Here is a 12260-nt window from a genome sequence, read left to right as displayed (position 1 = left end):
TCTTCTCCGATCTTTTATATTGCCCCTCGGAAGGAGAAATTCATGAAAAAGTTATTGGCTTTATCGTTTATGCTGGCTCTGGCTGGTTGTGCCGAGAAGAAACCCTTAACCCCTGAAGAGCAGTGGCAAGGTTATTGTCGAAGTGTCGGTAATGCAGCGCGTACCATTATGCTGGATCGTCAGAATGCAATTGAGAAAGAAAAAGCAATTGAGCATGCCAACAAGATCGACGATGAAATCACTAAAGGTTTTATACTGGATATTATTGATGAAGTTTATGCGCTTCCAGAAGCTGAGATCAAGACAGATGTAAAAGCAGCTCGTGAAAAAGTTCGCGCTGAATTTACTGCAAAGTGTATTGCGACTCCGCATGATGAATTACCAGATTACAAACCGTTCTAAGGAACGGTTTTTTATGAATAACTAAAATCACTCGGTAAATATTACAACTACAAAATATTTAACCATCAACATTTAAAATACGACTGAATAAAAATAGCCTAAGCAAATGCACACTTTGTGACAATTTCTAAATCTCAAATATAGAAAAGCTTATCTTAATACTGAATAATGAACTTAACTCCAATTAACCGAGGAGTAGCACTATATGGAAGTCGTAAGATATTTGCATCATTCGGATTTGCTTTTGGAAGATGAAGAAGGTGTGGTCATTATTGGCGGAAGCCGCTATGTACTCAGCATCGGTGATAAAGTCATTTTAAAGAAGATGCTAGAACAGGATAAAAAGCTTTATCAGATAGATATTTCCTTTGCCAGCAATAATCACAGTACAACCTGTGAAGATGAATGTGTGGTGAAATTCCAAGGCTGCCGCAACTCATATCAGCAGTATTTAAACTCAACCACTGTACACTAAGGTGGAGTATCTTTTTCACTTCAAATCAGGCAACATCATGGTTGCCTTTTTTATACATTAAATTCCGTTAAAAGAGTCAATTCATGCGCTCGTTTCATGTGGTGTAAGCTGGAACTGATTATGGAATAATCATTAAGGGCATCATTTAGTTATAAAATAACGAGCATCACAAAGAAACACTTGAGTTGCATTAACTTTTAACTGGAAATTTAGTAAAATTTCGGAGTCCATATTATTTGTGAAGCTTGAAATAAGCAGGAATTCATAAGTAATTTTTTAAAAAAGAGGAATAACACTGTGCTAGAAGCTTACCGCCAACACGTTGAAGAACGTGCCGCACTCGGAGTCCCACCGAAGCCACTTGACGATGCCCAAACTGCTGCATTAGTTGAACTACTAAAAAATCCGCCAGCTGGTGAAGAAGCATACTTGGTAGATTTGCTTGAAAACCGTGTACCAGCAGGTGTTGACCAAGCTGCATATGTAAAAGCTGCGTTCTTAGCTGCATTGGCAAAAGGCGAAGCAACCTCTCCACTTGTTTCTAAAGAACGTGCGGTTTACTTACTGGGCACTATGCTTGGTGGTTATAACGTAGCGCCTTTAGTTGAACTTTTAGACAATGCCGAGCTTGCTGAACTTGCAGCTGAAGCATTGAAAAAAACGCTTCTTGTATTTGACGCGTTCCACGACGTTGCTGACAAAGCACGTGCAGGCAATGAAAATGCGAAAGCAGTTCTTCAATCATGGGCAGATGCTGAATGGTTCACAAACCGTCCAGATGTTCCTGAAGAAATCAAACTGACAGTTTTCAAAGTCACTGGCGAAACCAACACTGATGACCTGTCTCCAGCTCAAGACGCTTGGAGCCGTCCAGACATTCCATTGCACGCAAATGCAATGCTGAAAAACGAACGTGATGGTATCAACCCAGAAGTTCCGGGTGAAGTTGGTCCATTAAACCAGATCAAAGAACTGATCGCGAAAGGCAACAAAGTTGCTTACGTAGGTGACGTTGTTGGTACAGGTTCTTCTCGTAAGTCTGCTACTAACTCTGTACTTTGGTTCTTCGGTGACGAAATCCCGCATATTCCGAACAAAAAAGAAGGCGGTTACTGCCTGGGTTCTAAAATTGCTCCGATTTTCTTCAACACAATGGAAGACGCTGGTGCGTTACCAGTTGAAATCGACGTAGCAAACATGAACATGGGCGACGAGATCACCCTTAAGATCGACAAAGCTGCTGCTAAAGTAACTGCGTTCAAAGACGGCGCGCAAATTGCTGAAGCAGATCTTAAAACTCCAGTACTTCTAGACGAAGTTCGTGCCGGTGGTCGTATTAACCTGATCATTGGTCGTGGTTTGACTACTAAAGCGCGTGAAGAGTTAGGTCTTCCTGTTTCTACACTGTTCCGTACGCCTGTACAACCTGCTGCAACTGGCAAAGGCTTCACCCTTGCTCAGAAGATGGTTGGTCGTGCTTGTGGTCTTCCAGAAGGTCAAGGTGTTGTTCCAGGTACTTACTGTGAACCACGTATGACAACTGTTGGTTCTCAAGATACAACAGGTCCGATGACGCGTGACGAACTTAAAGATTTGGCTTGCCTAGGCTTCTCTGCTGACCTGGTAATGCAATCTTTCTGTCACACAGCTGCGTATCCAAAACCAGTTGACGTTCAAATGCAACACACGCTTCCTGATTTCATCATGAACCGTGGTGGTGTTTCTCTACGTCCAGGTGACGGTATTATCCACTCTTGGTTAAACCGTATGCTTCTTCCAGATACAGTTGGTACTGGTGGTGACTCACATACTCGTTTCCCAATCGGTATTTCATTCCCTGCGGGTTCTGGTCTGGTAGCATTCGCTGCTGCAACTGGTGTTATGCCACTTGACATGCCAGAGTCTGTTCTTGTGAAGTTCAAAGGTAAAATGCAACCTGGTATCACACTACGTGACCTGGTACATGCAATTCCTTACGTAGCGATCCAAGAAGGTGACCTGACTGTTGAGAAGAAAGGTAAGAAAAACATCTTCTCTGGCCGTATCCTTGAGATCGACCTGACAGAAATGGAAACTGACCTGACTGTTGAGCAAGCATTCGAACTTTCTGATGCTTCTGCTGAACGTTCTGCTGCTGGTTGTGCGATCACGCTTTCTGAAGAGAAAGTTGCTGAATACCTACGTTCTAACATCACTATGCTGAAGTGGATGATTTCACAAGGCTATGGCGATGCTCGTACTATGGCGCGCCGTGTTGAGAACATGGAAAAATGGTTGGAAAATCCATCACTTCTTAAAGCTGATGCTGATGCTGAATACACTAAAGTGTACGAAATCGACCTTTCTACGATTACTGAACCAGTTCTTTGCTGCCCGAACGACCCAGATGATGCAAAACTTCTTTCTGACGTTCAAGGCGTGAAAATTGATGAAGTATTCATCGGTTCTTGTATGACTAACATCGGTCACTTCCGTGCAGCTGGTAAACTTCTAGACAAAGTACCTGGTGGTTCTTTATCTACTCGTCTATGGTTGGCTCCTCCAACTCGTATGGACGAACACCAGTTAATGGAAGAAGGTTTCTACAATACTTATGGTAAAGCTGGCGCTCGTACAGAAATGCCAGGCTGTTCATTATGTATGGGTAACCAGGCACGTGTAGCACCGAACACGACTTGTGTATCGACTTCTACTCGTAACTTCCCGAACCGTCTAGGTCAAGGTGCGAACGTTTACCTAGCATCTGCTGAGCTTGCATCTGTTGCTGCTGTATTGGGTAAATTACCTTCTCCAGAAGAATACCAACAGTACGCTGCTCAAATCGACAGCATGTCTGCTGACATCTACCAATACTTGAACTTCGACAAGATGAGCGAGTATACAGATGCTGCTAAAGACATCGATACCAAGAAAATTGCTGCTGCTCAATTAGCTTAATTTGTTGATAGTTAATTTAAAGTAGTTTATAAAAGCTCCACTTAGGTGGGGCTTTTTTATGAAACTAACAAAATTTACAGTAAAAAATTTTAGAAGTATTACTGAGGGAAGTGAAATCAATTTCGGAAATTATTCAGTTTTGGTTGGAAAAAATAATGAAGGTAAAACCACAGTCTTAATGGCTCTAAGACTAGCAATGGATACTTTAAAGTTACATGGTTACCAGCTTCCTAGCACTAGAAGAACAATATTTAAATTAAAAAATTCCTATGAATGGGACAGAGATTTTCCAATTTCACTTCAAGAGAAACCTAGAATTAAGAAGGTTACAACTTTTAAAATAGATTTCGAACTATCTGAAATAGAAAAAATTGAATTTAGGAAAGAAATTGGTAGTAAGATTAATGGGAGCTTGTGTATAGAAATAAGTTTTGATGAAAATAATTTATCCACAGTATTAGTCCCTAAAAGAGGAAGTGCAGCGCTATCTAAAAAATCAAATCAAATAGCAAAATATATAGCTAGTAAGATTCAATTTACTTATATACCCGCGATTAGAACTGAGCATGAAGCAATAGGTGTAATTAATGAGATGATTGAAGAAGAGCTAAGAAAGCTAGAAAGTGAAAGTAAATTTAAAGAGGCATTAAATGTTATAGAAGAGTTACAAAAACCTGTTTTAGATAAGGTTGCACATACAATTCAAGAATCTTTACATAAATTTTTGCCAAATATCAATAATGTTGAATTAAGTATTTTAGAAAATAATCGTCGAGCTAATTTAAGAAAAGATTATTTAATTGAAATTGATGATGGCGATTTAACAGATATTAAATTTAAGGGGGATGGCGTAAAAAGTTTAACAGCGATTGGATTATTAAAAGATCGAAATAAAATCATAAATGGTGCATCAATTATTGCTATTGAAGAACCTGAATCCCATTTACATCCTTCTGCAATGCATGAGTTAAAACAAGCTATTCAAAAGTTGGCTGAAGATAGTCAAGTGGTTGTTTCAACTCATAATCCAATTTTTGTTGATAGAGAAAAATTGGCAAATAATCTATTAGTTTCAAATAATAAAGTTAAAGCTGTAAAGAAAATAAATGATATAAGAATATGCTTGGGAATTAGAACATCTGATAACTTAGTGCATTCTAGTAAAATATTATTAGTAGAGGGAGAAACAGATCGAATAATATTAATTAAACTGTTACAAGAAAAAAGTATAAAAATTGCAAAACTGCTTAAAGATGGAGACCTTAATATTGTTTCAACGAATAGTGCATCGAAATTACCTTACAATTTAAGATGGTACCAAGATCAGATATGTTCTTGTTACGTTATTATTGATAATGATCAATCAGCTCAAGATACTATACAGAATTTATTAAAGTCTAAAGAAATTGATCAGCGTTCATATTTACATCTCATAGTTCCAGGTAAAGTTGAGTCAGAAATTGAAGACCTATTTAAGATTGAATTATATGCAGATATTATTAATACAAAATTTAATGTTGATATATTTACAACCAAATTTTCTAAAAATAAAAATAAGTGGAGTGGTGCATTAAAGGATGCATTGAAAAGCGCAGGAAAAACGATAGTAGATGATGATATTACAGAAGTAAAAAAACTCATTTCAAGTAAAATTAATGATTTTGGTGCATATGATCATGTAGCCCAACATAATGTTTTATTTGTAGATAATCTAATTAATCAAATAGAAAATTACTTTATAAAAGTATAACCCTTTGAAATATATTATTTTGTCTTTAGAGCCCACTTTATAAATCGCTTAATTACCGTATAATTTATTTTTTTCTAAAGTTAATTTAAGTAATGCCCAAACAATCCCGCTTCCTCTGTATCGGCGGTTTCCTCAATGGAACCCAAGTCAAAGACCAAGGTGACAGCTTTGTCTGTGTCGAAAAAGGCAAAAATGTCATCTACACCAAAAAGGAAATTTTCCATCCCGATTCATGGAATCATGACTACTATGTTTGTGAAATCATCACAGACAAACAAGCTCGTAATTGGGTCTATGACATTGAAAGCTGATTAAACCGTTATTTTTATAAATTTCAGATATTAAAAAGCCCCAAGGTTAAGGGGCTATTTTATATACATCAGAAGACTATATCGTATTTGGGTTTCCTGACTGCGACTTTCACCAGATTTTCATAAATAGTCCATAATCTTTTGAATTTACCAATACCCAAGTATTTTCCACCAAATTCCGCCTAATACTATAAATATAAGCATATTGATTACACTCATGACAAAACCGGCTTTCCACCACTCACCGAGCGTTGTATAACCTGAACCGTAAATAATAGGTGAGGTCCCGGTTGCGTAATGGGTAAGTGTCATCATGATACTTGAGGCGGCGGCCATCATTAAAGCAAAATACATTGGGGGAGCACCTACTGCAATACCAGCTATGTAAAATGCTGAAAACATTGCGGTAATATGGGCAGTTGTACTGGCAAAAATATAATGGGCATACATATAAGACAATAATAAAAACATGGATGCAGGAACCCAACTCAATCCCATTTGCTCAATGCTTGCTTGTAAGGCGCTGGAAAACCATGCGATTAGTCCCAGCTTATTGAGAAAGGTTGCCATCATGACCAAGGCTGCGAACCATGTAATAGTGTCCCAGGCGCTCTTATGTGTCAAAACATCTTCCCAAGTTAGAACACCGGTGAGAAGCAAAAGTGATAATCCAATAAAAGCGGTGGTAGTTGGGTCTAATGACCATATATCACCCAGAATCATGGCTGGAATCCCTGCCCAGAGTACTAATAAAACGCCGAAGACAAACAGCATTATCATTTCATCTCTGCTGATGGGCCCCATTTCTCTTAAACGATCTTTGGCAAACTGCGCAGCATCCGGTGTCTTTTTAATTTCGGGTGGATACATGAAATAAAGTACAAGTGGCATTACAGCAAGCGCCACAATCCCGGGTAAAACCATGGCCAATGCCCATGTAGTCCAACTCAGACTAATTTGCATGTCGGTTGCATCTGCAATAAGTTGAACGATTAAAGGGTTTGGTGCAGTCGCAGTGATAAACATTGCAGACGTAATGGGATTGGAATGATAATTCACCAAAGCTAAGTATTTGCCGATTTTACCTTCCGTACCTTTTGCCGGATCGGAGTCAAAACTTGTAGCAATGGAGCGGACGATCGGGTGAATGATCCCACCGCCACGCGCAGTATTACTTGGCGTGACTGGAGCAAGAATTAATTCTGATAGGGCCATACTATAACCAATACCTATCGTTCTTTTGCCCCACACCGCAATAAAATAATAACCTAGCCGAGCTCCCAAACCTGTTTTTTGTAATCCTTTCGAGATCATGATGGATATACCAATCAACCAAATCAGTGGAAGAGCAAAGCCACTTAGCGCATCTTTAATCGCATCAGCGGGGTTATCTGATGTCACGCGTGTAACTGCAACGAGAGTAATTGCAATAATTGAAATGGCACCGATCGGCATCGCTTTACCGATAATGGCAGCAATCACACCTATGAACATGGCGAACAGCAACCAGGCGTTCGCGGTAACGCCTTGTGGTATAGGAATAAGAAGCCAGATAATCAATGTGATAGCCACGGAAACTAATGTTGGTATTAATTTAAATCCCATCACGCCTTACTCCCACACATAATAATAATTATTATTTGATCATAATGATCACAACTGATATTGAAGTCTAGCGCTGGTAACATATTCTCCATAAAAAGAGCAGGGGCTTTAAGGTGGTCTCAATAAAATTTATTAAACTTTTTATGTAAAATATATTTTAAATATAAATTAATAATGGTGGAGTTGATTTGCGCTTAATGGATAGAAATTTTTTTTAAATAGAAGAATGTTTAATATTATAGATAGTTTTAATCCCTGTTGTTTATCTCTAAAAACACAATTAAAGAATGATAAAATTATTTTATATAACCCTCTATTATAATAAAAATGATATTGATGAGGGTTTATTTGTTTTAAAATAATTGTTTAGAAGGTTTTAAGATTTTTATTAGAGTTAACTGTTAGTAAATTGAATTTAAATGTTTTTTTTAAATTATGAGCTTGATTGAATAAATAATCTTAAGCTAGTTCAGTCATGCTGGTTATATTTTTATTGATGGATTTTAAATTTAATAATACTATTTTTGTGCAAAATTATAAAATTCTTATTAATAAAATATTAATATAGATGTTGGGGGGTATAAATTTTATACCGTTTTTCTTATATGTTGAATATATCAAAATGGAAAAGGCAGAGAAGGTTGGTGGTTTTAGTGGATTTATCTAATTGCACATTCTAGATTTTATATTTTATTATGAGTTTTTATAATAAATCGAGATAATATATAGATTTCTAAAAAAATAAGTACCTTAGAATATATGGGTAAGGTATCTCTTCGATCGCTGGTTAATTGAAAAAAGATGTGTGTTGGAATTTTTTTAAATTAAAGCTAAGAAAACTTATAATTTGATATATTTCAAAATTTTGGAATATTTTAATTTCATTAAAGGTTTAACAAAAACAGTAAGATATATAACACTTATCTGATTGATTCACTGTGTAAAATTGCGGAAAACTACATACTAGAGGATAAATTTATTGCTGGACTGAATATGAATTATGAAATGGATGCCTTTCTGACCATTATCATCGCTGTTTTTGTTTTGATGGTCGGATTTTTGGTAGTAAACAAAATCAGAATTCTAAAACAATATAATATTCCTGAGCCTGTTGCCGGAGGGCTTGTCGCTGCAGTAATTACTTATATTTTAATTAAAAATTTTAATATTACAGTAAATTTTGATGCCAATATTCAGCAAATATTTATGCTGATGTTCTTTACCTCTGTAGGTCTCAGTGCCAGTTTGGTAAAGCTGAAAGAGGGAGGTAAGGCTCTTCTTCTATTTTTAGGTTGTGTCGTGGCTTTTGTTTTTGTGCAGAATGTCGTCGGAATCAGCCTGGCCAAGGTCTTGGGCCTAGATCCCCTGATTGGTCTGATTACAGGTTCAGTCACCCTAACCGGAGGTCATGGTACGGCCGGTGCATGGGGTATGGTTTTTGAAAGGGATTATGGTATTCAGGGTGCTGTAGTTTTAGGTATGGCCAGTGCAACTTTTGGTTTAGTCATCGGCGGTATGATGGGTGGGCCAGTGGCCAAATTTCTGATTCGTCGTCATCAGCTGGCAGAAGAATTAGCACCAAGTTCAGGGCGAAATGAAGCCCCACCTTCATCTGAAACGGCGCCTTTTGAATACCCGGAAAAAACTCGACTGATCACAGCAGATGATGCAGTAAAAACGCTAGGCATGTTTGCGATCTGTATCAGTTTTGCCTATTTCATGACAATAGCGGCTAAAGGACAGTGGTTCGAACTTCCGTCTTTTGTATGGGCCTTGATGTGTGGAGTGATTTTACGGAACTTTCTGGAACATGTACTCAAAATTGAAATATTTGACCGGTGTATTGATGTTTTTGGAAATGCCTCATTGTCTTTATTTTTAGCTATGGCATTGATGTCATTGCAGTTATGGTTACTGGCAGATTTGGCTGGAGCATTGGTAATTATATTGATTGTACAAGCCTTTGTTCTTGCACTTTATCTATACTTTGTGACATTTAGGGTGATGGGTAAAAGTTATGATGCTGCAGTATTGTGCGCGGGACAATGTGGGGTCAATCTGGGTGCCACTCCAACAGCAATTGCCAATATTCAGGCAGTTACCAATACTTATGGACCTTCACATAAAGCTTTCCTGATCATCCCTTTAACAGGTGCTTTCTTTGTGGATATTGTGAATGCAGTGGTGATTCAGTTTATATTGAGCATCTTTGGTTAAGTTGCTGAATTTTTTCAAAAATCTATGAATATTATTTCAAAAAATTTAAGCATTAAAAAGCCCCATGGTTAAGTGCTATCCCAAATAGCTGAATTATAATAATATTCTATGGGGTTGTTTAATAATACTATATAAAACAACAAATTAAATAAAAATGAATAACATGATCTACTTTAAAAACTTCTTCTTAAATCCATTCCAATTGAACATATTGGACGTTTTAGACAAAAAATAAGTTAAGATGAAAGACTATTTACGCCAAGATTACGCCAGAAATGAAACTACCCAAAGCAAGGAAACGTGGAGAGTCATACCGCATTGAACTGATGTTTAATGGTAAGCGCATTAGTGCTACGCGCGATACTGAAAAGGAATGTGAGCAATGGGCCATGCTCAAAATTCTAGAATTGAAAACTGAGCAAAATAAAAATCAGAGCGAAGTCAAACAACACTATCCATTTTCCGCATTAATGCATAAGTACTATGAGGAAATTGGAAGGCATAAGAAATCTAGCCGAACCATTAGAATCTCAATCAAGCAGTTTCTTGATACCTATCCTGTTATCTCGGAAATGTCAGTGCACGATATTACCCCGCAAATTCTGACTGACTGGCGCAACTCAAGATTAAAAAGCGTGAATGTTGGTACTGTACTTCGTGATATATCTTTGTTTTCAGCTATCTTCACTTATGCCCAGAAAGAGCTTTTTCTTATTGAAAGCAATCCGTTCTCCATGGTTAGCAAACCATCTCAGCCAAAATCAAGAAATCGACGCATAAGCAATGCTGAAATTGATTTGGTGCTAGAAGCTCATAATTATGAGAGAGGGCAGATCCCAACCGAGATACAGCATTTTATCGCTTGGGCTTTTCTTTTCGCCATTGAAACAACTATGCGGCAAGGGGAGATACTATCTATTAAAAGGTCGAATATCCATAAAGACTATATCCACCTGCCTGACACCAAGAATGGCCACTCGCGTGATGTGCCGTTAATGGATAGTGCGAAAGAGTTATTAAAACTAATTCCAGACAATGGGTCTGACAAGCTAATTGAAATAAGCAGCAGCACTTTTCAAAATACGTTTAGTAAAAGGGTGAAAAAAGCAAATATTAAGGAGTTGCATTTCCATGATACCCGACATGAAGGGATTACCAGATTGGTTAAATTAAGAAAGGTGCCAATTGAGATTCTAATGAAAATTACCGGTCACAAGACTGCCGGTATTTTGATTAATACTTATTATAATCCCACAGCAAGCGAAATCAGTGAGATGCTGAACGGGTCTAATTGACCCGTTTTGATCCGCGTTTATTTCTTTGTGGCTTTGATAGGATCATCATGGCCACCTTGGTTTCATAAAGATGCTTACCTTCAGTTCCTTGGTTATAGCCTTCAAGTTTTTTGATGATTGTGGTTTTGGTTAATCCATATTTTTCAACCAACCACGACACTGGAACCAAAGCGGGCAAATCCTCCATCTTAAGTTGAACAATTTTCCCACCAAAGATGCTCTGTCCAAGATAAAGCTGAGGCTCAACATCAGCTTCAACCGTAATGGTGTACTTAAGTGCTCCCATCAGCTCACTTCTCCCAAAACCTTCACCACTCCAAACCGATCGTGCTTTGCGATGTAGCTGCTCAGCATGTGGTAATACAGGTCAGCATTACTATTAATCTCAAGAATCACGCCAGTACCATTGCTCACGCGCTGTCTTAAGGTTGCTTCCAGCTTGCGAACAAAGTCACTGTGCAAGTGATGTGACTCACTCGCAATGTGGTACAAAGCACCCGTTTCACCTGCATCCAAAGCCAAATTAAAAGGCTTGTCCTTGTGCAGCTCGTCAATGATGAAGTTGGCCACAGCAATGTTTGTTTGTTGAATTTCAGTCACTGGCTGGCTCCCGTGGTTCGATTGCTGGATCATTGCCCAACACAGACCAATGTGTGATTAATTCCTGGTTGAGTGCGTCACCATCTTCTATAGATGAGAAGCCCCAAGGTGACTCCCATTTTGCGACCAATTGTTGGTTCATAATAAAGATCTGGTACGGGCCATCAATGCGAGGCGATTCAACTGTGTAATCTTTCCACTCCGGCACCGCTTGGGTTTTGGCTTCCTTCCAGGCGGACCAACTAAAAAGAAGTGCTGTGATTAATTTTCCACACTTCTTTTCAATGTCAGCAGGAACATCAGTACGTTTGATGTATGCTCCAAATTCAAAGAAGGTGTATTGCGCAACATGCTCAAGACGTTTAAAGCATTCAGTCTGCTCAAATTCAGTTTTTAATTTTTCGATATCCATCACGCCACCTTCACATCTAAATAATCAGGGTTATCCAGGTGTTCTTCATATTCATCGAATAACATCTGGCATGCAGCATTACCTGTTAAATCTTTCTTTAAAAGCACATAACTCAGTGTCTTGCGTGTGCCTTTGCCTGAAAACGTAGAACTACCATCTGCAAGCTCTTTTTTGATGTAGCCCAATTTTTCTAACCACAACTTAAAACCGGCTTCATGCTTCTTTTTAATTCTGAAGATCATCTGTACCCCCAAGT

At 38.1% G+C, this 12260-nt stretch carries 12 protein-coding genes; 7 read left to right on the top strand and 5 right to left on the bottom strand.

From position 1 onward, the window contains the following. The first annotated feature begins 42 nt into the window (after window positions 1-42). The 5 genes from VXP95_RS12780 to VXP95_RS12760 all read left to right on the top strand — a co-directional run bounded on the left by VXP95_RS12780 (window position 43) and on the right by VXP95_RS12760 (window position 5875). Window positions 43-402, top strand: a complete 360-nt coding sequence (locus tag VXP95_RS12780) for a hypothetical protein (protein WP_416680613.1) — start codon at window positions 43-45, stop codon at window positions 400-402. Window positions 403-607: 205 nt separating this feature from the next. After that, the gene (locus VXP95_RS12775; protein WP_416680612.1) at window positions 608-877 is read left to right on the top strand and encodes a hypothetical protein; all 270 of its coding nucleotides are present in this window, start codon (window positions 608-610) and stop codon (window positions 875-877) included. 297 nt (window positions 878-1174) lie between these two features. Then, the gene (locus VXP95_RS12770) at window positions 1175-3814 is read left to right on the top strand and encodes a bifunctional aconitate hydratase 2/2-methylisocitrate dehydratase (RefSeq protein WP_064102672.1); all 2640 of its coding nucleotides are present in this window, start codon (window positions 1175-1177) and stop codon (window positions 3812-3814) included. Window positions 3815-3872: 58 nt separating this feature from the next. Next, entirely contained in the window at window positions 3873-5564 is a 1692-nt protein-coding gene (locus VXP95_RS12765; RefSeq protein ID WP_416712153.1) for an ATP-dependent nuclease, read from the top strand. Window positions 5565-5656: 92 nt separating this feature from the next. Then, complete coding sequence (locus VXP95_RS12760; RefSeq protein ID WP_416712152.1) at window positions 5657-5875, top strand: hypothetical protein; 219 nt, start codon at window positions 5657-5659, stop codon at window positions 5873-5875. A 147-nt stretch (window positions 5876-6022) separates the two neighbouring features. Here the strand turns inward: VXP95_RS12760 and VXP95_RS12755 are convergent, their stop codons facing one another. Continuing rightward, a complete protein-coding gene (locus VXP95_RS12755; protein WP_416680606.1) occupies window positions 6023-7480 on the bottom strand; it encodes a DASS family sodium-coupled anion symporter in 1458 nt (485 codons plus the stop codon). A 993-nt stretch (window positions 7481-8473) separates the two neighbouring features. Between VXP95_RS12755 and gltS the strand changes: the two genes are divergently transcribed. Both gltS and VXP95_RS12745 read left to right on the top strand, forming a co-directional pair. After that, window positions 8474-9697, top strand: coding sequence for a sodium/glutamate symporter (gltS, locus tag VXP95_RS12750; RefSeq protein WP_416712151.1), 1224 nt, complete (start codon window positions 8474-8476; stop codon window positions 9695-9697). A 275-nt stretch (window positions 9698-9972) separates the two neighbouring features. Next, on the top strand, window positions 9973-10992 hold the full coding sequence (locus VXP95_RS12745; RefSeq protein ID WP_416712150.1) for a tyrosine-type recombinase/integrase: 1020 nt from the start codon (window positions 9973-9975) through the stop codon (window positions 10990-10992). Here the strand turns inward: VXP95_RS12745 and VXP95_RS12740 are convergent. From VXP95_RS12740 to VXP95_RS12725, 4 genes are read right to left on the bottom strand one after another with little or no spacing between them, the layout of a single operon-like run. Then, window positions 10985-11278 carry a hypothetical protein gene (locus VXP95_RS12740; RefSeq protein ID WP_004731408.1) on the bottom strand — a complete coding sequence of 98 codons (294 nt, stop codon included), beginning with the start codon at window positions 11276-11278 and terminating at the stop codon, window positions 10985-10987. The two genes, VXP95_RS12745 and VXP95_RS12740, sit on opposite strands and share 8 nt — an antisense overlap. After that, a complete protein-coding gene (locus VXP95_RS12735) occupies window positions 11278-11592 on the bottom strand; it encodes a hypothetical protein (protein WP_159515991.1) in 315 nt (104 codons plus the stop codon). Before VXP95_RS12735 ends, VXP95_RS12740 begins: the two co-directional genes overlap by 1 nt. After that, window positions 11585-12004: a hypothetical protein gene (locus tag VXP95_RS12730; protein WP_416712149.1), complete on the bottom strand. Its 420-nt coding sequence runs from the start codon at window positions 12002-12004 to the stop codon at window positions 11585-11587. Before VXP95_RS12730 ends, VXP95_RS12735 begins: the two co-directional genes overlap by 8 nt. Then, a complete protein-coding gene (locus VXP95_RS12725; protein WP_416712148.1) occupies window positions 12004-12246 on the bottom strand; it encodes a hypothetical protein in 243 nt (80 codons plus the stop codon). The genes VXP95_RS12730 and VXP95_RS12725 overlap by 1 nt, the downstream gene beginning before the upstream one ends. Window positions 12247-12260 lie beyond the last annotated feature (14 nt).

It is taken from the genome of Acinetobacter sp. 226, assembly GCF_048147925.1.
GTDB classification, from domain to species: Bacteria; Pseudomonadota; Gammaproteobacteria; order Pseudomonadales; family Moraxellaceae; genus Acinetobacter; species Acinetobacter pecorum.
Note: the sequence above shows the minus strand (reverse complement) of the source record. Positions and strands in the feature narration are given on the sequence as shown.